Below are 25,711 nucleotides of genomic sequence, written 5' to 3'. Positions count from 1 at the left end.
TCCGTTAAGATAGATATTTAATTATTGTGTTAGCGCATAAACTCAAGTCACCGAAAAAGCACTGCAAAATAATGCTTTTGGGTCACTTGAGTTTTAAACTGCGACTACCTTACGGGAGCTGTATGACAAACTAGTTACACTTTAATAAACATAAAATGACAATATTAATTATTTAAAAAAGAGTAAGTTAGTTAATTTTAGGAACGGAAAAAAGCCGCCCGAAGGCAGCTTTGGTGTTGCGATTATAAATTAGTTCTTTTGTACGCTTGCCTGTTGAATACGATTTAGAGTAAAGCGGTACGTAATGTTTCGGCGTGCACTTTTTCACGCTTCACATACTTGATCCATTGCTCAGCTAAACGCTGTGACTTTTTGTGTTTTTCCGCTTGCTCAAACGCTAAAATCGAGGCATCAAAATTTTGTAAATTGTACTGCGCCATACCTAAGGCAACATACACATTTGATTCAAAATCTAAGCCGCCTTTATCTAGAGCTTTACGTGCAGCATCAGCTGCTTCTTCATATTTTTCAAGGTTAATGCTTACCTCTGCAATACGTTGTTCGTACTGACCATGCGTAACTAAATCAGCGGCTTTTGCAAAGTAAGGAAGTGACTTTTCACCCTCTTTTGCTTGTACCATCGCTTCTGCAACAAAGGCATAGTTTTTCGCTGATTTTTCAGCGACACCGTCTTGCATTGCTTTACTCATCACGTTCGCCGCTTTAAAAGCCAGGCCGTTGTATAAATACACTTGTGATAATTGACGTAAATCTGATTTAGATTTCATGAAACCTTGTTGATATGCCGCTTCTAAAATCGCTAATTGCTTTTTCTCTGCGCCCGTTTCACCGTACATGCCACCTAACTGAACCCAGTACTCAGGCTTGTTGTAAAGCTTAACTAAACGCTCAAGTACCTCGACCACTTTGTCAGACTGGTTAAGTGAGTAGTACATAGCACGCTGTAAGATTAACCAGTTTTCTTTTGGCATTTCACCTTTGCTGTCGGCTTCTGCGATAGCAAGGTTAATGTTTTCAATGCCTTTTTGGTAATCTTTAAGCTGATAATATGCTTGTGACTTTAATACGTAATAAGCATCTGTTTTAGGCTTGTCGTTAATCACATCCCACTGCGCTAAATATTTGATTACCTTTTCGTAATCGCTATTAGCCATTGCAAGTTGCGCTAAGCTAAAGGTGGTGCTTACACGTAATGTTTCTGGAATCGCATCTTCGTTTACTACTTTTTCAAACGACGCAATTGCTTTATCTAAGTCGTTTTCGTTGTAGTAAATAAAACCGTAGAAATTATGCATCATGGCAATTTCATACGAGTTCATGCTTGAAGAGCGCTCTTGAATACTATCAAGGGCTGCTAATCCTGCTTTTGCATCACCATCATCAGCTAGCTTTTGTGCTCGTGCTAATTGGCTATACACTTTTTCACGCAGTGCAGGTACGCGTTTGGTTTTTTGCTCTTCAGCGTGAGCTGTTGCCAGTGTGACACCTGGTAACATGCTAACGACGCTTGGAATTACCAGGCTGCTTGTGAAAGCAGCCGCGCAAATCACGGCAACTTTTAAAGGTTTCATAATCGCATTCCTCTTTTCTAACCGTTAATTTGGAAAGAAATTTTGTTCTGTACGCCCGCTACTTCAACAGCTTCACCGTTAACAACGCGCGGTTTATATTTAAATTTAAGTGCTGCATCCATCGCAGCGCGGTCAAACAGTGATTCTGGTTCGGCTTTCACTACTTTCGGGTCACGTACTGTGCCTTGTTTAGTTACTGTAAACTCAACTATCACATAGCCTTCGATACCACGCGATAAAGCTCGGCGCGGATAAACAGGCGCTACTTTTACAATCGGTAGGTATTCACCGTCACTTGATTCAAGGGCTAAACCACCGGCTAAGTTAACGTCGGCTTCAACACTGGCACCAAAGTCAAAGTTCGCATTGCTCGTGTTAGGATCACTGTTTTGCATTTGCGGTGATTCCATTGGCGGAGGTGGCTCTTTTGGCGTTGGTGGCTTTTGCGGTTTACGTTCTTTCTTTTGCACTGTCTCTTCTTTTTTCAGACGAACAAAATCAAGTACGTTTCCTTTTACGGGCTCAGACATGGCCCCTTCACCACCGGTGATCAGTGCCTGCATGCCTAAAAACAGCATGACAGTCACGATACCCGCGATGATTAATGCAACTATATAACGCATCGCTCACATTCCTTATGATGCTTCTTGCGCAGCAATCGACACATCAAATGCGCCTGCAGCTCGCGATGCATCCATTACTTTGATAAGTACATCGGTTGTGGCTTTCTTATCAGCTTGAATAACCACGCTACCTTGTGGGTTTTCAGCTTTTAAGCGCTCGATATTTGCTTGTACTGCACGAATATCTACTTGGCGTTTGTTGATCCAAATTTCACCTTTGTCAGAAATAGCAACTAAGATGTTGGCACGCTCTTTTTTCACTGCCGTTGCCGCTTCAGGGCGGTTTACATCAATACCGGCTTCTTTTACGAATGATGCTGTTACGATAAAGAAGATAAGCATGATGAAAACAACGTCTAGCATTGGCGTCATGTTGATTTCTTCTGCGTCGTCTTCTTGAAATAAGTTACCTAGTGGCGCTCTCATTGTTAGTCTCCTAGTGGGTGATGCTCACATCACCCTAAAATTCGTTTAGTGGTCTAAGACCATGTTGTCTTCAAGTAATTGCACTTCGCGTTTTGCACGACGTTGTAAGAACGTTGATGCGAATACCCCTGAAAGTGCACCCACCATACCGGCCATTGTTGGGATAGTGGCTTTAGACACCCCTGATGCCATCGAACGTGCACTGCCTGTGCCAGTGATTGCCATTACATCAAATACTTCGATCATGCCGGTTACGGTACCTAACAGACCTAAAAGTGGACATAACGCAACCATTACGTTGATTAGCGCAAGGTTATTATTTAGTTGCATGCCAGCGCGTGAAATCATCGCTTGGCGAATTTGCTCTGCGTTCCAGCTGTTACGCTCTGCTCTATTGCTCCAAGTGCTTTTTACGTCTTTCTTGTAGCGTTTAAAGCCACCAAAGAAATACATAAAACGCTCAAGTATCAATAACCACATCGCGAAGATGAGGACCCCGATGACCAAGAGAACTTGGCCACCTGTGTCGAGGAAATCACGTAGAGCATTGATTGCATCAATCAATAGCACCATGATTTATGCTCCTTTCTCGCTTCGCTCTGCGATGATACCTGCGCTTTGCTCTTGTAAAATCAACAGCATGTTTTTAGAACGCGTGTTAAGAAGTGTGTATAAGAATACTGTTGGGATAGCCACAACCAGACCAAGTACCGTTGTTACAAGTGCCTGAGAAATACCACCCGCCATTAGTTTAGGGTCACCTGTACCGAACAAGGTAATTGCTTGGAAGGTGTTAATCATACCGGTTACCGTACCTAGTAGACCAAGTAATGGTGCTACTACAGAGATAATCTTGATTAGCGTCAGGTTACGGGTAATTTTTGGCATTTCACGAATGATAGCTTCGCTTAATTTAAGCTCAAGTGTGTCGTACGCTACATCTGGGTACTGATCTTTCACTTTCATTACACGACCAAGTGGGTTGTCATCACGTGCCACTGTGTCTTTAAGCTGACGACGGATTTTGCTACCCATAATCATCAGAGATACAAAACGCTCAAGTGCAATTAGTAAAGCGATTAAACCAACACCTAAAATGATGTAACCAACCGTACCACCTTGGTGAACTTGCTCTTCAGTGTCTGGTGCTTGTACTAAAAGACCTAAGATTGAACCGCCAGTTGGGTCAAGTGCAAACGGTACAACACCTGAGTTTGCTTGCTGTAAATCAGCTGCAGTTGCTGTGTAACGGCTGCTAGGCTGACGTGTAAGCTGGCTGATTGTATTTGTAGCCGGTGTGTACTCAAGGTATTTACCGTCTGCGATTAAGTTAAATGCACCAACACGCACCACTTCTTTTTGTGCTTTGCTGCCACCTTCAACGATAACATCTGTTGTAAAGCGAGATACTTTACCTTGCTCAGTCATTTCGCGTTGTAATTCAAACCATACTTTTTCGATATCATCGATTGAAGCAAGCTTTGACGTTGAACCCATTTTTTGTGCTAGCTCATCCATGAAGTTACTGCGTCCAGGAAGCTCAGCAGAAACAACTGACGTCATGAATTTATTGCTTGAATCGCCTGCTACTTGTTGTAACACACCGAATAGCTCTTTAAGTGAACCCATACGGTTTGAAAGCGTGTCTGTTAAGTTAGCTAGCTTTACTTCGTTTTCTTCAAACTGAGTTTCTAAACGCTCAGACTCGTTAAGCATTGCAGTACGTTTTGCTTGTGTATCTTTAAGCATTTGTACTTGTTCGTTTTGACGCGCCATGAACTCTTGTTCACGTTGCTTATTCTCAGCGCTTTGTTGTGCTTTCCCTTGCTCTAATGTTTTTAGTAATGAGTCTAAATCCATTGGCTCAGCCGCTAGGCTGCTACCAGCAAAACCAAGGCCAGCTGCAAACACGGCCATTTTTGTCATTTTCGTTAATAATTTCATCTCAAACCTCTTATTCAGCAGCGTGGACTGGCAGTGTTAACATATCTGGGGCAAGTTGCTTACGTGCAATGCGTAAACCTTTGTTGATTTGGCTGATTGCAGAATCTGGTAATTCAACAAACGATTTTGTTTCTTTATCCCAGCTACCTGCTTTTTTGCCATCGCGTGTTAAATAAATAAGTTCTAAACGACCGATGCGTAAGAAATCAACTTCGCGCTCTTGGCCATCAACATTAAGTAATGCTGTGTACGCTTCGATAGTACGACCGTAATCAACTTCTACTTGGTAAGCTTCAAGTAAGCGGCGGAATTTTTCACTTGAAGTGATGTCTGCGCGGTCCATCATTTCTTTTAATGATGCAATACGTTTGCTACGCTCTTCAGTTAAGAAAGGTACGTCTAGTGCAACAAACTGCTCAAGACCTGTGATCATACGCATCATTAACGGCGTGATTTGACGCTCGATAACCGATACCTGATCCATTGACTCGTTTAACGCGTCCATTTCAGCAATTTGGTTGTTTAATTGCTTAGTAAGTTGCGCGTTATAAACAGTTAAGCCGTCAATTTCTTTATTAAGGGCTTTGAATTGTTGTAAACGACCTTGCATTGAATCGGCAATCTTGTCGATTTTAGTTTGTGATTGCGCTGCAGATTTGTTTATCTCGCTGCTTTTATCAATTACTTTATCTAGATCGTTTGCATGTACTGCTGCAGATGCCGCTACAATACCTGCTAAAATCAGTGGTTTAACGCCTTTCATCGCATACACCTTTACTCGTTAAGTTAGCTTAATTTGCTAGTTGGGTTGTTTTATTGTGCGAAAGGATAACGATGAAAAATGACAAGCATGTTGCGCAAAAAATACAAAAATATGACAGCTGTAACAATTAGTTTATATTGCGCAAGAATAAGGCAAAAGTTGCAGGGTTTCCGGGACTAAATATGGGATAGTATTTGCTGATAAGTGCTTTGCCAGTCTTGATAATTAACAGGGATAGCAGCGTATAGGCCTTTATTTTCAATGACTAAAGACGGAAAACCTTGAATGGGTAAGCTTCTGGCTTGGTTTATTTCGGCCATAAGTAACGAATTTATTTTTTCACTTTCAATTTCTTTAATGAATGCGTTTTTTTCTAACCCTATTTGCTCTGCAAGGCTTACAAGGGTGCTGATGTCCGATGGATTTTGTGCATTTAAGTAGTAAGCTTTTTGAATGGCGTAGAGCATTTTGTGCTCTTTATTGTGCTGCCTTGCCACAAGCACAGCGCGGCATGCTGGGTAAGTAGAGCGACGTGGTTGCGCGGTTTGCCAAAACTCATGATTAAACGGTGTGCAAAGTTGCTGCTCTATACGGTTCCAAGTTTGCTGTAAAAACTGCTGCATATCTTTTGGCATTGGCTCATCTGAATCGGGAGCAAGGCCACCCACTTTATATTCAATAGCAAGTTTACCACCAAGGGCTGCTTGGAGTTTTAACCAGGTTTCTCTATAGCCCCAACACCAACTACACATGGGGTCGTAAACATAAATTAGCTTTGCCATTTAGCTTATCTCACTCAATTCCGACACTACTAAGTTACGCCCTTTTGCTTTCGCTTTATAGAGGTTGTCATCAGCTTGCTTAATTGTTTTACTAAATTGGCTACCACGTTCTAGGCTAGCAATACCAATGCTGCAAGTAATGGTAACAGACTGCCCAACATCATAAGGGATTTGCTTTTGCGCAACATAAGCACGTAACTTTTCGGCTACAGCATGAGCAATCTGAATCCCTGCCTTAGGCAATAAAATGATGAACTCTTCGCCGCCATAGCGTGCTTTTATATCTGTGCCACGCAATTTATCGTGCAACATAGCAGTAAACGCTATCAAGACCTGATCACCAAAGTCATGGCCATAACTATCGTTGAGAGATTTAAAGTTATCCAAATCAATCAATAATACCGACATGGGTAAGTAGTTTGCCGCTTCAGCTTCAAGGCGAGGCTGAATATGTTCATAAATATAACGACGATTCGCAAGGCCTGTAAGGGGATCGGTCAAGGCATCGCGCTTTTCAATTAAAGTGATATCTGCAATCTTTTGATGGCTTTTTTGTCTGAAGTATTCACTAATTGCAGAAAACAAAATCACCATGGTAAAAGAAGCTAAAAAACGCGACATTTCGACTGGCCCGTATTTAGCTTGACCAATATCTGGCCCGAGTAATAAAACCAATGCACTTAAGTACATGCTACCGACAAGAATACTGCCCGTTCTTAAGCCTAATGTGACATAGCTGACAATAGGGTAAAACATCAACCAATACAGTGCCGTATTTTCTTTGCCACCGGTATAAACCAAAGACATGCATAACAACAAAATAATAGACAAAATGATACTGGTTACCAAAACCAGCGCACCAGTACGGAAGTAATACAACATACATAAAACAATGGTTATATCACTTACCAATAACATCACTGTCAATTGCACTGCGTAAATATGGTAGTTAGACAACACTAACGAAGTGATCAATACGATGGCAAAAAACGCCATAGTAAATAACGTGAAAGCACGGCGTTGTTTATCCGCCGTGTCGACACTGTTTATGGTGATGGCACTAAGCCAGTTTTGTTCCAATTGTAAATGCTCGGTGTAAAATTAAACTTTAAATTTCAAAACAAGTTTTTCTAATTCATAAAACTGTGCTTTTAGCTTAGTGCATTCATTAAGTGTATTGTTAAGGTTACTTTGACCTTGATTAGATAGTTCGCTAATCGAATGAATGTCACTGTCTAAGCTCTGGATCACGTGGTTTTGCTCAGTCGTAGCATTGGCAACACTGTGATTTACGTCGTCAATTGATTCAATAGCTCGTGTGACTTCAGCCATTTTATCGCCGGCAATACGTGCCTGCTCGACACTCTTTTCGCTATCGCGAATACTGGCAGTCATTACTTCTACCGCCGAGGCTGAGCCTTGTTGTAACTGAGAAATAGTGTCTTCGATTTCTTGGGTAGATTGTTGTGTACGATGGGCTAGTTGACGCACTTCGTCAGCAACAACCGCAAAACCACGACCCGCTTCACCTGCACGGGCCGCCTCAATTGCAGCATTAAGCGCTAGTAAGTTAGTTTGTTCACTAACACCTTTTATCACTTCGAGAACTTGGCCGATGCTTACTGTGTGTGCATCTAAACTATTAATAGTTTTTTGTGCTTGCTCCATATTACGAGACAAAGCATTAATAGCCTCTAAGTTATCAGCTAAGGCAGATTGGCTTTGTAAAGATTGGCTATTAGCACTGGTTGCTAACGTTGATGCATTACTAGCACTATTGGAGATTTCTACCGCGCTAGATGTCAGCTCATTGATTGCGGTGGCAACGTTATCAGTGCGTTTTGTTTGGTCTGCATACATGTCGAGGGTGCCTTGAGTTTGATTAACTAAACTCTCAACTAGGCGTTCAAGTTCAACGGTGGTATTTTTAACTTGCTCGATTGATGTATGAATTTTTTCGATAAACGCATTAAAGTAATGGCTTAGCTCGCCAAACTCGTCATTGTTTTCAACCTCAAGGCGGCGGGTTAAATCGCCCTCACCTTGCGCAATGTCTTTAATTGCATCGTTTAAGCGCTGCATTGGACGCATTAAATAGCGAAGTAAAAACTGCATCATTAATACAATCGCAACTATACCCATCAGCATGTAGATAGCCGCCATATTTCTAAATGAAGCAACTGATGAATAAGCAATTTCTTCGTTGATCACCACTCCTAAATACCAATCAACGTTTTGAATCCCTTTAATTTTAGTGAACGAAACAAGTTTATCTAAACCACCTACCTGTACTTCTACAAATTCAGATTTTAACGACAGGCTTTTGCCAAATAAGTCGCGCATGTTTTTATCGTTAAATTTAGTTTCTGGGTGGCTTAAAATTCGCCCTTCACTATCAAGTAAAAAACCATAACCGAAACCTAAAAAGTCAATTTCGTTGACGATTTTAGTTATGGTTTTCATATCGATATCGGCACCTGCAACACCACTAAATACGCCGTTTGCTTGCATTGGTGCTACAGCCGAAATTGTCAGTTCATTAGTTGTTACATCAATATAAGGGGCTGTAAATGCAGTATTGGTTTTGTTCTCAACCAGTTTGTACCATGGACGTGTTGTAGCGTCGTAATCGGGTGGCAACACAACAGATTGGTCATTCAACACAAAGGTGCCGTCAGTGATACCAATATAAGTATTTTTGAAATTACCGGCTTTGTCAGCTGTATTGAGTTGTGTGAGTGTCAGTTCTTTACTGTCGCCAAGTTGATATGTGTCTGCAACCGACGAGACAATCGCTAACTTAGCATTCAACCAGTTGGCTATGTTTTGCGACACTGACTGAGAAATCTCTTGTAGAACCAGCGAAAGCTGCTCCTGCGTTTGGCTGCGCATAGAGATGAAGTTGTTAATCGTGAATAAACCGAGCACGATCACTAAAACCAGTGATGCAGCCACAGTTACCTTGGTGGTAAATTTAAGAGTGCTTTGCATGACAAACCTGTTTGTTATTTTTTTCGTTGTTAGCGCATTTATATTTAACAAATTTAGAGCTCTTTGTCTTATAAATTTAAGCTAAAACTAGAAAAAACGTTCATTATTGAAAATAAACGCTTTCCATAAAAATCAATTACTTTGTTAACGGCAGCAAATCCTGCATCTAAAGTAAATTATTAGATCAATTTAAAAAACACAGTACTGGAACGTTCCTAAAAAACAGGTAAAAAATACATTCTGAATACGTATTCATTAAATCTATTTGTCATTTAACTTTGTTTATAAGACTGAATTACAAACATAAAAAACCCCGCATCTCAGTGCGGGGTTTTTTATTAAATAGCTATTTAAGCTATGCGTTTCTTCCAGCTATCAGCCAAACGTACAACGTTTAAGCCATACCAAGCGATAAATGCATAACAAATCACTGGTACAAAGAAGCTTTGCTGAATACTAACCGTATCTGCAACCACACCTTGTACTAATGGTACTAAGGCACCACCAACGATTGCTAAGCATAACCAGCCCGAACCTTTACTAGTAAGTGAGCCTAAGCTTTCGATTGCAACAGAGAAAATAGTTGGGAACATAATTGAATTGAATAAACCAATCGCTAGTACTGAGTAAAGCGCTACATCACCTTCAGTGAAAATAGTCACTAATAGCAATACAATAACCATCATGGCATTAAAGAATAACGCTTTTGAAGGCGCAATCTTTTGCAGTGCAGCAGAGCCAATAAAACGACCCACCATAGCACCACCCCAGTAGTAAGCAATTAGGCTTGCAGCCGCATGCTCTTCAAGGCCAGCAATATGCTCTTCACCAAAGTAATTTACTAAGAAGCTACCAATTGAAACCTCAGCACCTACGTAACAGAAGATACCCACAACACCCATCATTAAATGAGGTGCTTCAGCTAGGCTGTGGCCTTTCGCTTTACAGTCTTGCTCTTCTGTATGCTCTGCAATTACTGGTAATTTAAAGAAGGCAAATACCACAGCAATAGTCAGTAATGCTGCTGCAAGCATAAGGTAAGGTACTTTAACCGACTCAGCGGTTGCTGCGTTTGCAGCTAACGTACCCGCTGTACCGAAGAATAAAATACCACCCACATATGGGCCAACTGTTGTGCCTAGTGAGTTAAGTGCTTGTGCTAAATTTAAACGTGACGATGCCGTTTTTTCAGGACCTAACGCCACAACATACGGGTTAGCTGATACCTGTAATACGGTAATACCGGCTGCAAGTACAAATAATGCACCTAAGAATAACCAGTACTCATGCACAACAACCGCTGGGTAAAATAACATACAGCCGATTGATGCCACGACTAAGCCAGTTAGTACACCGTTTTTGTAGCCCATTTTTTTAACCAACATACCCGCTGGTAGCGAAACGATAAAGTAAGCACCAAAGAAACAAAACTGAACCAGCATTGCCTCTGTGTAGGTTAGATCGAATACCCCTTTTAAACGCGGGATTAAAACGTCATTTAAAACTGTAATGAAGCCCCATAAAAAGAACAGGGTTGTCATTGCCGTCAGTGGTAGCAGGTAGTTTTTATTTTGCTGCGAACCATCGGCGACAAACGATTGGTTTGTATTTATTTCACTCACGTGGTTTTCACTCCGTTAACAAGTTACCCTTGATTCTACACATTGAAGCAAAAATAGCACAAAGATTTACTAGGAACGTTCCAATATTTTTATTTCCTGCTATAGTTGCAAAACGAACATAGATTTATTGATACACCATGGCCACAGTTGACTTTAAAAGCCCTGTTTTTCTTAAACAGCACATAAAAGACATCCTTGCTTTTTATCATCCTCATTGTGTTGATCATACAGCCCATGGCTTAGCTGGGTTTTATCAGTATTTTAAAAATGATGGCGCAATTTACGATAAACAAACTCGTCATTTAGTATCGAGTACCCGCTTTGTTTTTAACTACGCGATGGCGTATATCGAGTTCAAAGAACCTGAATATTTAAGCCTTGCTAAACATGGTTTAGCCCACCTTGAACATGCGCATAAGCAAGCATCCGGGGGTTATGCTTGGCTTATAAAGCAAGATGAGAGCGGCAAGGTAACTGTTTTAGACGATACCAACCATTGCTACGGGCTTGCCTTTGTATTGCTTGCAAACGCAGTTGCGTTAAAAGCAGGCATTAGCGATTGTAAAAATACCATTTCGCAGGTATGGGACTTATTAGAGCAGTACTACTTTGAACCCCAGCATAATGCCTACTTAGATGAACAAAATGCCGACTTTAGCCATGCAGATGACTACCGAGGCCAAAATGCCAATATGCATTTATGCGAAGCCTTACTCATGTGTTTTGAAGCAACCAACGAGACCCGTTATTTAAAGCGTGCTAAACAGCTTGCCGAGACCTTTACAGTAAAACTAGCTGCACACAGCCAACAGTTTGTCTGGGAGCATTACAATAAAAACTGGCAAATCGATTTAGATTACAACAAAGATGACCCACAGCATTTATTTAGACCTTGGGGATTTCAGCCAGGTCATCAAACTGAGTGGGCAAAACTGTTACTTATTTTACACCGCCATATTGATGAACCTTGGTTGGTAACGCGCGCCAAAAGCCTGTTTGATGAAACCCTAAGCATTGCATGGGATCAGCAACATAGTGGCATTTTCTATGGCTTTGCACCAGATAAGCAAATTTGTGATAGCGATAAATACTTTTGGGTGCAGGCCGAGTCATTAGCGGCAGCGGCCCTACTCGCTGATGCCACAAATGACGAAAGCTATTGGCAATGGTACGAAAAAATTTGGCTGTACAGTTGGCAGCATATGGTAGATCACCAATATGGTGCTTGGTATCGTATTTTATCTGCCCAAAACCAACCTTACAGTAACGAAAAATCGCCAGCAGGCAAAACTGACTACCATACTATGGGTGCCTGCTACGAAGTATTAAGAACCTTAACCTTGAGGAATGCATAATGAGTTTAGTGTGTTTTGGCGAAGCATTAATCGACTTTTTATCAGATGGTAAACAACCAGAGTCATTTACCAAATACGCAGGTGGCGCACCTGCCAATGTGGCTGTTGCAGCAGCAAAACTAGGCCTAAACACCAGCTTTTGTGGCATGTTAGGCGATGATATGTTTGGCCACTTTATTAAAGATCAGCTAGATCAACATAGCGTTAATACATCTTATTGCCGCTTTACTGATGCAGCCAAAACAGCGCTTGCATTTGTATCACTTGATGAAAGTGGTGAACGCTCATTTAGCTTTTATCGCCCACCAGCCGCTGATTTACTTTATAGCGTAGACGACTTCGACCATGCAATGTTTGCAAATCACGCCATCATGCATGTATGCAGCAACAGTCTGACTGAGCACAACATCTATCAAACAACAATTTATGGTTTAACTCAGGCGAAAAAAGCCGGCGCGATTTGTAGTTTTGATATGAATCTGCGCGAAAACCTCTGGCCAAGTATGCGCCATACACTCGATAGAATGTGGCATGTTATATCTTTGGCAGATATCGTAAAACTCTCATTTGAAGAACTTGAGTTTTTAAATCAAAAAAGCCATCAAGCAATGCCACTTGAACATACCATTGATGCCATTTTAAAGGCCGGTGTAACCTGCTTGCTGGTAACCAATGGCGGTGAAGCTATTAGCTTCTATCACGCAGATTTTAAAGGCCAAGTTAGCCCACCAGCTACAAAAGTAGTTGATACCACAGCCGCAGGCGATGCCTTTATCGGTGGTATGCTGTCAAAGATTGGTCAGCATTGTGAAAACAAACAAAGCTTTAAAGCGTTTTGCCAAACCCCAGCAAATATTGAACAAACCATTGCTTATGCAGCTAAAGCTGGCGCTTTTGCAGTAAGCCGCTATGGTGCATTTGCTTCATTGCCGAGCGCGGCCGATTTAGCCTAAGAATGTTGAGTTTAAAGCCCAGCATTAAGTAATTAATGCCGGGCTGATTCGCTATTGCTCAGTTGTACATTTATCGATAATTGGTAAATACCTAAACACCTTCATGTTTGGATCGATCACCACATGATCCCCCGCTTTTAAAGCAATGCTAATCTCGCCACTTTCAACAGAATAAGTTTCCAACGAGCCATTTATTTGCACTGGAACTGGCATAGGGAATGACTTTCCTTGCAAAGAGTTCTTGTTCCATTTAAGTGTCAATCTGTTAGCTGATTGAACAACATCAAGTTTAGGTAATTCAGCCTGCTTAAGATACATATTAAAAAACCATTGATAGTCTTTACCCGTTAAACGATTAACAATGCTAATAAACTCGTCGGTATTTCGATAGCGCGGTGAAATTGGATAAGCCAATTGCTTAGTGTCGTTCAAACCATAAAGTAGCTCACGTGTTGCTTGCCAAAATATATCTTCACCAACTAGCCAGCGAAGAGTGTGTAATGTCCAGCCACCCTTGCCATATATATCAGAGTTAAACGCTTGGTCAGATGTTACTTGTCCATCAAGCACAATGGCTTTACAGTTTTTCAGCCCTAAAAACGACTTATACATGCTGTGGTTATAAGCTGCGTCACCAAACTTATATAGGCTGTAACTTGGTTGCATATAAAAACCAAACCCTTCATGAAGCCATGCATCATTGAGCTTCTCATGAGTCATTAAGTTGCCAAACCATTCATGAGCTAATTCGTGTTGCAGTAACCAATCATAACCATTAGGGTCGCGTTTGTATTTTTTACCATACGCGTTGATTGTTTGATGTTCCATGCCTAAGTGTGGCGTCTCAACAAAACCTAACTTTTCACCGCCCCATGGATATGGACCAAGCATCTTTTCAAAAAACATAACCTGTTGGCGTAAATCATTTTCGATAAGCTCGCGTGCTTTTTGCTCATTTTTTTTGAGTGACCAAAATTCGATGGGTACAGTCGCGCCGTTAACACTGGTGTAATCGGTTTGAATTCGCGTATAGGGGCCAATATTAATTGCAATGTTATAGTCACTGGCTGGCACTGATAACAGCCAATCAAACTGCTGTTTATTACCATCAACTGGCTTCACTTCTTGTAAAACGCCATTAGTCACCGCACTTAGTCCTTCTGGTACTGTTAGACGAATGCGCATACTATCTGCTTTGTCTGCAAAATGATCTTTACATGGCCAAAATAAGTCGCAGCCTTCACCTTGTACAGCCGTTGCTATCCAAGGTTCACCTTCCTCTGTTTTTGAAAATACAAAACCGCCATCCCAAGGAGCATTTTTAGCTATATGAGGAAACCCTTGATAGGCTATAGCAATGCTTACCATGCTGTCTTTTGCTTGTTGTTCACCTAAGTCAACCCGAATTACACCGCCATCACGTTCATATTTAAGAGCCTCCCCTTTTGAGCTCACTTCATTAATTTTAAAGCGGCTATCCAATTTTAATTCTACAAATTGAGTGGCTTCTAGCACTTTAAACTCTGTTCTAGCAACACCTTCAATACGTTGGTTATCTGGAAATACCTCAAGTGCCAAATCGTAGTGCTTAACATCACTTTTAAGTGCAATTGTCGATAAAGCTTGCCCTGTATCACCAATAACAGGATCCAACGCAACAGGTTGTGAACTACAAGCGGCTAACACAGCCGATGCTACGAGGGTTGTTGCTACTTTAAAAAATTGATTTAGTTGCAAAATCCATTTCCTTATCGTTATTTTTATTGATTCAAAATGACATGAGCAATTATTTATTACTAAGATTTGCGATGAAATTCAGACATAATTTGAAACAAACAAAAATAATGATCTCACTCTAAGAGATATCTAAACCTAGAACTGTTGATGATAATCATGGTATGTTTTTCAACTAATTAAAGAAAAAGGAATTCATTCTATGAATAATAAGCTTCTTGCTGGGGGCGCGATTGCCATTGTTGCAGGTGCATTGTTGTACTCTCAAAATAAAGCCAGTGTTGATGTAGATTTACCTGAGCTTGCTTACGTGCCTGCCGATACGGCGGTTTTTTATGGTCAACTTAAGCCGTTTCCGTACAGCAAATACTTTGCTATTATGCCAGATGCAATGAAAGGCACGAGCGATTTAACGCCCATCATTGCTGAGCTTAAAACTGTTGATGATAAGAATGTCCTATTCCTTGCATCACTGATGGAAAAATACCAACAATCACTGAGCTCTTACGATGCCTTCAAATCGATTTGGGGCTTTGGTGATGACTACAAAGGCATGATGTATGCGCAAGGTTTAATGCCGATTGTGCGTTTTCAGGTCGCTGATCAAAGCAGCATTATCAATAGTATTAAGCAATCTGCTGATGAAGCAGGTATTGCGTATACAACAGAAAGCCTTGAAGGCGTAAGTTACACGCGCTTTGCGATTGAACTTGAAGGCTTAGATAACTTCAACCTAATTGCATCAACTCACAATAATTGGGCTACCTTAACCCTGACCACTGCGCTTACTAATGATCAAGATTTACGTATTGCCCTTGGCGTAGAAAAACCGGCTCAATCACTGGCTGAGACTAAAAAACTACCTGAGCTAATTAAAACTTTCTCGCTTGATGGTAATTCGGTTGGCTTTGTTGATCATCAACGTATCGCCAATGCTGTAACAGGCAAAGAAGACTCTCGCTTACATCAGATGCTCAAAGAGCTACTTGATAAAGCCCAGCAATCAAACGCATTAGCAGCAATTTCAACACCTGAGTGTCAAGATGATATTGCTGCCATTGCCGCTAAATGGCCTGCAACAGTATCTGGCACAACAAAAACCCGTATTACCGCCGACTACGCCGACTTTGACGTAAAAGCGGTACTGCAAAGCACAGATCAAGACTTACTAAATACCCTACAAGCTGTGCGTGGTTTTGTACCAAAACATACCACCGGGCTTGACGGGCAAATGATGAGTGTTGCTTATGGTATTGATGTTGCAAAAGTACTGCCACTGGCTAATACACTAACCGGTGCAATAAAGTCAGCTGAGTTTAACTGCGGGCCAATAGTTGCACTACAAAATCAAATGCAAGATGTAAGCACCGCTGGCCTTGCTATGATGTCGGGCTTTGCAAACGGCGTACAAGGCATGAGTGTCAGCGTTCAAGACGCTGCATTTACTATCGATGACTACAATGGCCCACAAATAGACAAGCTTGATGCCATTGTTACTCTATCGGCGACCGATGCCCATGGCTTGTATTCGATTGCACAAGGTTTTGTACCGCCGCTTGCTAATATAAAGCTACCAGCTAATGGTGATGCAGTACTGATCAACCAATACATTCCATCGCCTGTGCCACTTAACTTTGATATAAAAATGGCGCTGAAAGGCAATCATATTGTGATTTTCACCGGTGATAAATCAGCGCAGATTGCCGAGACTTTAGAGTCGCAAAGTGTCACTAAAAATGGCTTTGTGAACATGGCATTCGACGTACAAAAAATCTTATTACCTTTGCTTGATACAATTGCTGCAACGGGGCAATTAACTAATGAAGAAATGGCTGAGCTTGATTCGCTACGCGAGCAACCTGTCGGTGTTTATTTTGCCACAGACATTACCGACAACGGTATTGGCCTTGAAAGTAACGTACAAATTACTAAAAAGTAGTTTTGAGTTTGAATCTAAAAAGAGCGCTATTTAGCGCTCTTTTTTTGTTGCCATTTAAGTGAGTTGTTAGTGTCTCGACTATTGCAAATGGTGTCGTTTGAACTCTCAATGCCACCGAGCTTTGCAAGTCGGTCGTACAGCACAACATTGCAGGTTGCGGCTAGGTTCATACAGCCTATGGTTGGCACATACACTACTTCATCACACCATTTCAGCACGTCTTTACTGACCGAGCCATCTTCAGGGCCAAACACATAAAATGCGTTTTCAGGGTGCTTAAATTCAGGCAGCGGCGTTGCACCTTCAACAAGCTCAATCACCACCGTTGTGGCACCTTCAGGCTTTGCTTGCTCAAGGCTTTCGACTTGCGTTAGCGGAATGTGCTCAAGCACATTTTTGGTATCGGTATGGTACTTATTAGCGCGTAAATAGCGGCTACCAGTAAAAAACACCTGCTTGGCATTGTAACAACCCGCGGCACGTAATACGCCACCCACATTGGTTGGGCTTTTTGGGTTTAACAAGCCAATGCTGGCTTTAAGGGTGCTCATTAATCAATGTCTCTGGTTGGCCATTCGGCCACGTAAAGGTCAAAATCATCTAAGTCTACATCGCAGTCTTTCACTGTTTTGTCACGCACAGAAATACCCAGCTCATGCATCATGTCTTTACTACCACCGTTCAGTAACGGGTGCCAAGACGCAAGGCCACGGCCTTCGTAAAGGCGTCGGTAGCTACAACTTTGTGGCATAAAAAAGATATCTTTGAGGTTTTCTTTAGTGAGCTTTACACATGAAGGCACCAAGGTTTGGCGGTTCGCATATTCGCTACAACCACAGGTGTCGTTGTCTAGGTATTGGCAAACGATATTAGTGAAAATGAGTTCTTCACCCTCGCGAAGTTGATCCGTTGCGGTAAATTCATCTTCGTCTTCACTGTCGATAAATGTGTTTAAACAACATTTACCACAGCCGTCACAAATGGCTTCCCATTCGGGTTGTGACATTTGCTCAAGCGAGCGCTTAAGCCAAAATTGATCTTCTAACATGGTATTACTCAAAGCCCCTAAACAGCGCGCATTCTAGCGTAAAGCCAGCATGCGCGCAAAGGTGCTACTTTTGCTCGTTAACCCAACGCTTAATTTTCTCTTCAAGAATTGGCATAGGTAATGCGCCATCAATCAGAACTTGCGTATGGAAAGCTTTAATATCGAACTTATCGCCTAGCTCTTTGCTCGCGTAGTCACGTAGTTCTTGAATTTTGAACTGACCTAACTTGTACGACAGCGCTTGGCCCGGCCATGCAATGTAACGCTCAACTTCGGCGATAATGTCGCTTTCTGCCATTGATGAGTTAGCCAACATGTAATCAATACCTTGTTGACGTGTCCAACCTTTTGCGTGGAAACCAGTATCAAGCACTAAGCGCATTGCACGTAATTGTTCATCTGATAAACGGCCGTACCACATGTAAGGGTCGGTAAATAAGCCAAGCTCTTTACCTAAACTTTCTGCATACAATGCCCAACCTTCTGCAAATACCGTGTAGCCACCAAATTTACGAAACAGCGGTAGTCCTTCAATTTCTTGTTGCAAGGCAATTTGAAAGTGGTGACCCGGTGCGGCTTCGTGAATAGACAAGGTTTCAAGCAAAAACATAGGCTGTGCTTTTAGGTTAAAGGTATTGATATAGAAAATACCTGGGCGTGAGCCATCTGGCGCTGGCGACTGGTAAGATGCACCCGCAGCTGATTCAGCGCGAAAATCTTCAACTGCTTTTACAACGTATGGCGCTTTTGGCGCAATATCGAACATTTGCGGCAGCTTAGCATCAATTTTTTCTTTTACTGCTTCGTACGCGGCAATTAACTCTTCTGGCGTATCGTAGTAAAACTCATCTGAGGTTCTTAGGTGTTCAAAAAACGCTTTTAAATCGCCTTCAAAACCGACAGTCTCTTTGACTTTTTTCATCTCAGATAAAATGCGCGATACTTCGCTTAAACCAATATCATGAATTTCATCGGCGTTTAAGCTAAGCGTTGTATGCTGTTTAATTTGATACTCATACCATGCTTTACCATTTGGTAGGTCACTGTAACCAATGCTTTCACGGGCATTTGGAATGTATTCATTCGCTAAAAAGTCAGCCATTTTTTGATACGCAGGCACTAAACGCTCGCTGATCATCGCCGTGTACGCGCTTGTTAGCTGTGCTTTTTGTTCGTCGCTGAAAGAATCAGGTAACTGAGCAATTGGGCCCCAGAATAATGACCCTTCTGGTTTTTCTACAATATGAGTTTGAAATTGCGGTAATAGTTTTTCAGCAAGCGGTTTAGGAAGAACCACTTTGTCTTTCATGCCTTGGCGCATTGATTGCTCAACACTGTCTAACCAAGCGATAAAACCATCAGCACGTTTTTCAAATGCTTGATAATCTTCAACCGTGTTAAAAGGTTGTGCGCTTTGCCCAGAGCCTAAAGCAGCAAAGGTGTTATGCGCCCCGCCCATTTGGTTAATTGGCATTAAGTAACTTGGAAACTGAGCGCCTTCAATCGCAAGGTCTAAATCGCGGGCTAGAATTTCGTAGCTCAATAATGACTGACCTGTTAATTGCGCTTTGTCGATATTTGCTAGTTTGTTTTTGTATTCTTTAACAAAGTTAAGCTGCTCATCGCGGTTTGCTTTACTTATAGGTGCAATAAATTGGTCGTTATATTCGCTGCGACCAATGTAAGTACCGCCAATTGGATTAAACTTTAAGCCTGCTTCAAAGTAGTCTGCTAGTAATGTATCAAGTTGCTCTTTGGCTGACGTTGCGCTTGGTGCTTGTTTGCTTACTTCTTGAGTTGGTTTTTCGTTGCTTGGCGTTGATTCATTACAACCAAGTAATGCAAACATCACCGCCGAACTAAGTAGTGCTAGTTTTACGTTTTTCATTCTTTCCCTGCCCTTATATTAAGTACGCGTAAATTATGAGGGTTTAGTTCCCTATTTAGCAAGTAGCGCTGCAACTTATCGCAGTTTATTTACACTTTGTAAGCTGATTGCTAGAGTGGCGGCTCGACTTACCAATTTTGAATAAAAATGAAAAAGACAGCTCTCGCTATTAGCCTAGGCCTTGCTTGCCTAACCTCTTTAAATACCTACGCAACCACCTACTTATCGGCAAAAGCCATGGTAGATGTAAATTCAGGTAAACTGATTAAATCACCACTTATCAGTATAGATAATGGTCAAATTACAGCTGTACAAAGCAATAAACAGCCAAACTTAAAGGACGGCGATAAGCATATTCAATTACCAGAGCTGACTCTGGTACCAGGTTTAATGGATATGCATGTGCATTTAACAAGCGACCCTACCGTGCCGCGCAGTGAGCGAATTGGTCAATCGATTCCGCGTAAAGCGATTAAAGCGGCGCACTTTGCCGAAAAAACACTGTATGCAGGTTTTACAACGCTGCGTAACTTAGGCGCAGAAGGCTACAGCGTGATTGCAGTACGCGATGGCATTAACGCAGGCGACATTATTGGCCCACGTATTTGGGCGGCAGGCCCGTCTTTAGGTGTTACTGGCGGTCACTGCGATAACAACCGTTTACCACCAGAAATGAAATACACCGCCGAAGGCGTTGCTGATGGCCCATGGGCAGTGCGCGCTAAAGTACGTGAAAACATTAAGTACGGTGCTAATGCCATTAAGTTTTGCGCTACAGGCGGGGTATTTTCAAAAGGCACAAAAGTCGGTATTCAGCAATATAGCCAAGACGAAATGAACGCCATTGTTGACGAAGCTCATTTACGTGGCCTAACCGTTGCTGCCCATGCGCATGGTACCAGTGGTATTAAAGCGGCCATTGTTGCCGGTGTAGACAGTGTTGAGCACGTTAGCTTTGTTGATGACGAAGCCATTAAACTTGCGAAAAAACACGACACTTGGTTCTCAATGGATATTTACAACACTGAGTACACGCTTGCCTTTGGCGAACAAAACGGGGTTGCAGAAGAAAACCTCAACAAAGAACGCCAAGTATCTAAAAAGCAACGCGATAGCTTTAGCCGTGCAGTAAAAGCAGGCATAAACATGGTGTTTGGTACTGATGCAGCGATTTACCCTCATAGCGATAACGCAAAGCAGTTTTCGCGTATGGTTGAATTTGGTATGACACCACTGCAAGCCTTACAGTCTGCCACCATCAATAGCGCTAAACTGCTAAAAATGGATGATCAACTTGGGCAAATCAAAAGCGGTTTCTTAGCCGATATTATCGCCGTAAAAGGCAACCCGCTTGAAAACATTGCAGTACTTGAAGATGTACAATTTGTTATGAAAGACGGCAAAGTTTTTAAATAAGCTATTTTGCTGGCTTTGCATAAGTGAAGCCAGCAACCCCTCTTGTATCTATATCGTAAACAAGATTACCAACCATAAAACCAGTTGTTAGCAACCTGTACACAAAAAAGGAAATTACCCAAAACAGATAAATAAAACTTGAAATGAAAACAACTCGCATTATCATTGCCGAAAAACATCGACAATTTACCTATAATGACGACACATAAATACTCAATTTTAGCCCTAGCCTGCTTAAGCGCATTCAATGCAAACGCCAACGATTTAGACTCAGTTGAACGTATTACCGTATACGACAAACAAAACCGTGTAGTACTTGATTCTGGCCTTGCTACTAAATCAAATATGAGCCTAATGGAAACACCAGCTCCTGTAGTGGTTGTTGATCAAGAGCTTATCGACTCGCAAGGCGCAACAAACTTACAAGACTTAGTGCGTAACATCAGTGGTGTAACCCAAGCTGGTAACAACTACGGTATTGGCGATAACTTAGTGATCCGCGGTTTAGGCGCTAACTATACTTATGATGGCATGTACGGTGGTGCAGGCCTAGGTAACACCTTTAACCCAACACGCTCAATGACCAATGTTGAATCTGTAGAAGTACTTAAAGGCCCTGCAACGGGTTTATATGGTATGGGTAGCGCAGGCGGTGTTATCAACCTTATTGAAAAGAAACCACAATTCACTGAAAAACACACCGTTAATGCAGAGCTTGGTCAATGGGATAGCTACTCACTAGGCTTTGATAGCACAGCGGCATTAACAGAGAACCTTGCTTATCGCGTTAACGCAAAAACCGCTCGCAGCGATGGCTACCGCGACTTAAAAGACGACCGTGATGAAATTTATGGCGCGTTAAAATACGTTTTAAGCGACAAACAAGACATCATGATTTCTGCCGCTTATATCAAAGATGCCATTGCTGTTGATTCAATTGGCCACCCTATTCGTATTTTTAACAGCGACTCAGTGAATGGTAAAACCGCAGGTGAAGTAACCGCTGCCGATTTAATTAACGATGCAACTGCAAAAGGTCTGCAACTAACCGATCAGCAACGCCAACAATTAGCAGACTCACTGGCAGCAAATGATGGCCTAACACCTTACACCTTTGGCCATAACGGTATTATCTCGCCAATGGCAAATGACAACGAAGGCGAAGAGCTACGCTTTAAGTTAACCCATAACTACTTTATTACTGATAATTTATTTTTAAATCAGCAACTACAATACCGTAATTACGAATCGAGCTTTGCCCGCCAAACGGGTGCTTATAACTATGTTTATTGGAACCGTAATGGCGTGATCAATGCAGACCCGCGCGCACCTTTAGTGGTTGATGACGTACTTTACCCATTTGCCGCGCGTCGCCAAGAGTACCGCCAAGTAGAAGCTGACGAAAAATCATGGCAATACTTTGCTGACTTGCGTTATGACTTTAGCTTTGCCGGTATTGATAACGAACTACTTGTAAACGCCAACTACGAAGACCGCGATATTCGTTTTAAACAATATTCAATTTACGATGCTGATCAGGTTATTAAAAACAAAGATGGAGAGGTTATTTACCAAGGTCAATTACCTTACATTTTTGATATTCGTAACCCGAACTGGGGCCAAGGCAGCTTTTTTGATTACGATCCGCTAAAAACCAGCGATTACAACAAAAAGGTTCAGGCTTGGGGTGTGGGTATTCAACATGTTGCCTATATTCACGATACCTTTACAACCCGAGTAGGCGTTGCATTTAACCGTATCAAACAAAGCTACGAACACTTTGGTGTTGATGCACGCTACCGCGCCAGTGCCGCCGAGCCAACACCAGAAGCAGATACATCAGACAGCGGTATGACCTACAACCTAGGTGCAACCTACAAACTGAGCGATGATATTTCGTTCTTTGTAAACCACTCTAAAGGTCGTACAGCTTACAGCGTACTTGGTAGTGTATCGGGTAACGAAGCTGACCGCGATGACGCAGAATCAGTCAGTAACGACATTGGTATGCGTGTAAAAGCCTTTGACGATCAACTACTGGCCTCACTTGTGGTATTCGATAGTGCTCGTACAAACCTTGAGTATGCCAACCCAGATTACGAAGCCGGTGTGTCTGATCCATCAGTACCAAAGAGCTTTTACGATGGTGAAGAGCAAACCAAAGGCGTTGAGCTTGATTTAAATGCCGATTTAAACGAGCAATGGAAACTTAACGTAAACGCGGTTTATCAAGACGCTCGCGATAAGCAAAATCCAAATTCATCAAGCTTTGATTCTCGCCAAAAAGGTGTGCCTTATGTAACAGCAAGCAGCTGGTTAAGCTATGACGCTAAATGGTTTGATTTAGCCGAGCCACTTACAATTAGCGCAGGCGTGCAATATGTTGATGACCGCAGCACTCATTCAACCTCGTTTGGTATACCTGATGGCTACGTACCTAGCTACACGGTTTACGACGCCGCCATTAAATACCAAACAGATGATTGGAAACTACAGTTAAACCTAAATAACTTGTTTAACAAAACCTATTACTCAAAAGCAATGTTCTTAGGCGGTATGCCAGGTGAAGAGCGTAATGCTAAATTAACCTTTAGCTACACACTTTAATTGTGAAATAAGAGCAAAAAGCGCGGCTTAGGTAAGCCGCGCTTTTTTGTTTTATTTAGTAAGAGTGCGTTTGAGTAGTGGCTTGTTATTGGACAAAAACACGTTAGAGTATTTTATCAGTAACGTCGCCAGCAGGGGCCGAAAAACCAGAGCGAAAGCGGCGGTTTTTTGGTCCCTCTGGCTGGCCTTGTTATAAATCACCTTGTGCCTCTATACACGACTTCTCCTTCATTTATCCCAAGATCGTTACGCATGGCATTTAGCATAGAGTCAGCTTTTTCTCTCATCTGCTCCCATGTCGCTTGCTTGCCCTCGTAAAGTAATGGAATAAAGAAATCGATCATCTCATTGTATTTATCCAGCACTTCTTGGCAGGAAACTAACGATATGTAGCCATAAGCTTTATTTCGATTTAGGGCGAAGGAATGCTCAACGTCTGCACTAATAGACTCTTGCGTTGATGTGGCAACTGCCTCTAGTTCTCTAAGAATTTCTGAAACTATATGAATCACATCCTTGTAGATAGCCAATTTATCAAAGTGACGATTCAACTCTTTTTGCTTCAAGGTATCTATTTGAGCTTTCAAGTCCTCTAGGGCTGCCTCATTCTTAGCCTTTAGTTTTTGGAGGCTCTCCTCATGCTTGGCTCTTTCATTTTGCAGCATGCGCTTTGCCCATAAGCTTCCAAGCCAATGGGAGAATGCGGCAAGCAACAATGCACCACCACCCAGTGATGCGATTATTGCAGCTGCTATTTTAAAGATTTCTTCGATGCTCATAGTGATTTATAACGCCCGCCTAACACGCAATGTGTTGGCGTGGCTTTTTGCGTTGTTTGCCAAAACCATGACAACTTAACATTGTCGGAGTTTAGGCGCTTGTTATGTAACGTTACCACGAAAAATGACTTACGGCTTCTTTGTACGATGCTAACGCTTTATATATAGCAAGTTTTACTCTTAATTTTTTGTAAAACACTTGATAGCAAAATACAGGTAAAAACCACACAACGAACAGTAGAATTTGAATAAAGAGCAGCACAAATACAATTTCGTTGTAAATACCATCGAGTAAAAAGAAGATTAAAACAAGGAGATTAAGTCCAACAAAAAGCCAGATGCCCCAACGAGCATCTTTTATGAGTTCTCTTAATTCTGTGGTTTTACTCGGAGCTTTCATATTCTCTAGTTACATAACGCTTGCCTAACCGGCGAAAAATAGCAGGCTAAAATTAGCGACGAAGGAGCGCAGCCTGCTATTTTGCGTCCTTTGGTTTAGGCACTTGTTAGGTGCACGTTAAATACATTGGTACACTCCACCCATGTTCAAAAGCAGACTTAGCAAATGTATTATTCTCAATTTTAAAGCCATGAGATTCAAAGTAAGGGATTTGCTCATTTGATGAAGTGGTTAATGTAATTCTTGATATTTTGTTTGCACGACAATACTGCTTAATTTGGTCCAAATGGATACCAAAAAGGTTTAGTGATCTAAAGTGGTGTAAATCATATTTTTTATCTTTAGATGCAACAGGTTTATAAGGATTATAAAAAGCAACGTCCGCAATAAATAAATCGTTAGGGTACATTCTACAAAGTAAAAGCTGAATACAACCTCGTGAAACAACCTCCGGATCATCAAGTAAAGCGTACGAGAAAGACAAATCTTGTATAACTTTACGTTTAATGACTTTTTCTACTTTTTGATAAATAAGAGGGTTTCTGTGATCAAAATCAGATGCTAATTTTTGTGGATTTACTTTAGCCCCAGATTCAACAAATAACATCCAAGCTTGAGCGCCAATTTCAAAAAGAATATTGGGATCTTTTTCAGCTATTGTTAATACATTTTCGATACCCAATTGTTCGAATTCAATGTTGCAATCAAATTTATTAGCAATTGATTGTTTTTGCATTACATCATGTAGCTTCATACTTTCCCTTAGTGCACTTAACATTTTAGTATTTATGCGACACGCAGTTTGTGTTGCATAATCGCTTGTTGGACTGAGCCGCTACCTACTCGGTG

Annotated in this window: 21 protein-coding genes; 5 read left to right on the top strand and 16 right to left on the bottom strand. The window is 41.6% G+C overall.

Going from position 1 to position 25,711, the window contains the following annotated elements:
• Positions 1 to 284: 284 nt before the first annotated feature.
• From QL229_RS16270 to QL229_RS16225, 10 genes are all read right to left on the bottom strand, one after another.
• Positions 285 to 1,592, bottom strand: coding sequence for a tetratricopeptide repeat protein (locus QL229_RS16270; protein WP_119852917.1), 1,308 nt, complete (start codon positions 1,590 to 1,592; stop codon positions 285 to 287).
• A 17-nt stretch (positions 1,593 to 1,609) separates the two neighbouring features.
• Complete coding sequence (locus QL229_RS16265) at positions 1,610 to 2,215, bottom strand: energy transducer TonB (RefSeq protein WP_281547165.1); 606 nt, start codon at positions 2,213 to 2,215, stop codon at positions 1,610 to 1,612.
• A gap of 12 nt (positions 2,216 to 2,227) precedes the next feature.
• The gene (locus QL229_RS16260; protein WP_063707380.1) at positions 2,228 to 2,641 is read right to left on the bottom strand and encodes a biopolymer transporter ExbD; all 414 of its coding nucleotides are present in this window, start codon (positions 2,639 to 2,641) and stop codon (positions 2,228 to 2,230) included.
• 45 nt (positions 2,642 to 2,686) lie between these two features.
• The gene (locus QL229_RS16255) at positions 2,687 to 3,214 is read right to left on the bottom strand and encodes a MotA/TolQ/ExbB proton channel family protein (RefSeq protein WP_054552070.1); all 528 of its coding nucleotides are present in this window, start codon (positions 3,212 to 3,214) and stop codon (positions 2,687 to 2,689) included.
• Positions 3,215 to 3,217: 3 nt separating this feature from the next.
• Complete coding sequence (locus tag QL229_RS16250) at positions 3,218 to 4,585, bottom strand: MotA/TolQ/ExbB proton channel family protein (protein WP_054552069.1); 1,368 nt, start codon at positions 4,583 to 4,585, stop codon at positions 3,218 to 3,220.
• A gap of 10 nt (positions 4,586 to 4,595) precedes the next feature.
• Complete coding sequence (locus QL229_RS16245) at positions 4,596 to 5,348, bottom strand: DUF3450 domain-containing protein (RefSeq protein WP_062565605.1); 753 nt, start codon at positions 5,346 to 5,348, stop codon at positions 4,596 to 4,598.
• Between the two features lie 176 nt (positions 5,349 to 5,524).
• The gene (locus QL229_RS16240; protein WP_138558692.1) at positions 5,525 to 6,130 is read right to left on the bottom strand and encodes a DsbA family protein; all 606 of its coding nucleotides are present in this window, start codon (positions 6,128 to 6,130) and stop codon (positions 5,525 to 5,527) included.
• Positions 6,131 to 7,210 carry a GGDEF domain-containing protein gene (locus tag QL229_RS16235; RefSeq protein WP_235404231.1) on the bottom strand — a complete coding sequence of 360 codons (1,080 nt, stop codon included), beginning with the start codon at positions 7,208 to 7,210 and terminating at the stop codon, positions 6,131 to 6,133.
• 21 nt (positions 7,211 to 7,231) lie between these two features.
• Entirely contained in the window at positions 7,232 to 9,121 is a 1,890-nt protein-coding gene (locus QL229_RS16230) for a methyl-accepting chemotaxis protein (RefSeq protein WP_138558693.1), read from the bottom strand.
• 350 nt (positions 9,122 to 9,471) lie between these two features.
• Positions 9,472 to 10,743, bottom strand: coding sequence for a sugar MFS transporter (locus tag QL229_RS16225; RefSeq protein ID WP_138558694.1), 1,272 nt, complete (start codon positions 10,741 to 10,743; stop codon positions 9,472 to 9,474).
• A gap of 137 nt (positions 10,744 to 10,880) precedes the next feature.
• Between QL229_RS16225 and QL229_RS16220 the strand changes: the two genes are divergently transcribed.
• Together QL229_RS16220 and QL229_RS16215 are read left to right on the top strand one after the other, a co-directional pair.
• Positions 10,881 to 12,098: an AGE family epimerase/isomerase gene (locus QL229_RS16220; RefSeq protein WP_138558695.1), complete on the top strand. Its 1,218-nt coding sequence runs from the start codon at positions 10,881 to 10,883 to the stop codon at positions 12,096 to 12,098.
• Positions 12,098 to 13,051 carry a carbohydrate kinase gene (locus QL229_RS16215; RefSeq protein ID WP_138558696.1) on the top strand — a complete coding sequence of 318 codons (954 nt, stop codon included), beginning with the start codon at positions 12,098 to 12,100 and terminating at the stop codon, positions 13,049 to 13,051. The genes QL229_RS16220 and QL229_RS16215 overlap by 1 nt, the downstream gene beginning before the upstream one ends.
• Before the next feature lie 51 nt (positions 13,052 to 13,102).
• Here the strand turns inward: QL229_RS16215 and QL229_RS16210 are convergent, their stop codons facing one another.
• Positions 13,103 to 14,788 (bottom strand): M1 family metallopeptidase, encoded by a 1,686-nt coding sequence (locus QL229_RS16210; RefSeq protein WP_138558697.1) that lies wholly within the window; start codon positions 14,786 to 14,788, stop codon positions 13,103 to 13,105.
• Between the two features lie 199 nt (positions 14,789 to 14,987).
• Between QL229_RS16210 and QL229_RS16205 the strand changes: the two genes are divergently transcribed.
• Positions 14,988 to 16,724, top strand: coding sequence for a hypothetical protein (locus QL229_RS16205; RefSeq protein WP_138558698.1), 1,737 nt, complete (start codon positions 14,988 to 14,990; stop codon positions 16,722 to 16,724).
• A gap of 26 nt (positions 16,725 to 16,750) precedes the next feature.
• On the opposite strand, the gene QL229_RS16200 is transcribed toward QL229_RS16205, so the two are convergent.
• The 3 genes from QL229_RS16200 to QL229_RS16190 all read right to left on the bottom strand — a co-directional run bounded on the left by QL229_RS16200 (position 16,751) and on the right by QL229_RS16190 (position 19,660).
• Positions 16,751 to 17,275: an RNA methyltransferase gene (locus QL229_RS16200; protein WP_054563794.1), complete on the bottom strand. Its 525-nt coding sequence runs from the start codon at positions 17,273 to 17,275 to the stop codon at positions 16,751 to 16,753.
• Complete coding sequence (locus QL229_RS16195; protein ID WP_054552059.1) at positions 17,275 to 17,772, bottom strand: YcgN family cysteine cluster protein; 498 nt, start codon at positions 17,770 to 17,772, stop codon at positions 17,275 to 17,277. The genes QL229_RS16200 and QL229_RS16195 overlap by 1 nt, the downstream gene beginning before the upstream one ends.
• A gap of 64 nt (positions 17,773 to 17,836) precedes the next feature.
• Positions 17,837 to 19,660: a DUF885 domain-containing protein gene (locus QL229_RS16190; protein WP_281547164.1), complete on the bottom strand. Its 1,824-nt coding sequence runs from the start codon at positions 19,658 to 19,660 to the stop codon at positions 17,837 to 17,839.
• A gap of 147 nt (positions 19,661 to 19,807) precedes the next feature.
• Between QL229_RS16190 and QL229_RS16185 the strand changes: the two genes are divergently transcribed.
• Positions 19,808 to 21,076, top strand: coding sequence for an amidohydrolase family protein (locus QL229_RS16185; RefSeq protein WP_138558700.1), 1,269 nt, complete (start codon positions 19,808 to 19,810; stop codon positions 21,074 to 21,076).
• Between the two features lie 195 nt (positions 21,077 to 21,271).
• A complete protein-coding gene (locus QL229_RS16180) occupies positions 21,272 to 23,683 on the top strand; it encodes a TonB-dependent receptor (RefSeq protein ID WP_138558701.1) in 2,412 nt (803 codons plus the stop codon).
• Between the two features lie 197 nt (positions 23,684 to 23,880).
• Here QL229_RS16180 and QL229_RS16175 read toward each other — a convergent pair whose 3' ends face one another.
• On the bottom strand, positions 23,881 to 24,462 hold the full coding sequence (locus QL229_RS16175) for a hypothetical protein (RefSeq protein ID WP_138558702.1): 582 nt from the start codon (positions 24,460 to 24,462) through the stop codon (positions 23,881 to 23,883).
• Between the two features lie 506 nt (positions 24,463 to 24,968).
• Complete coding sequence (locus QL229_RS16170; RefSeq protein WP_055022480.1) at positions 24,969 to 25,616, bottom strand: hypothetical protein; 648 nt, start codon at positions 25,614 to 25,616, stop codon at positions 24,969 to 24,971.
• Between the last annotated feature and the right edge of the window lie 95 nt (positions 25,617 to 25,711).

It is taken from the genome of Pseudoalteromonas sp. PAR1, assembly GCF_947311895.1.
GTDB classification, from domain to species: Bacteria; Pseudomonadota; Gammaproteobacteria; order Enterobacterales; family Alteromonadaceae; genus Pseudoalteromonas; species Pseudoalteromonas lipolytica_C.
The sequence above is the reverse complement of the archived record's forward strand: the minus strand, read 5'-3'. Positions and strand labels throughout refer to the sequence as shown.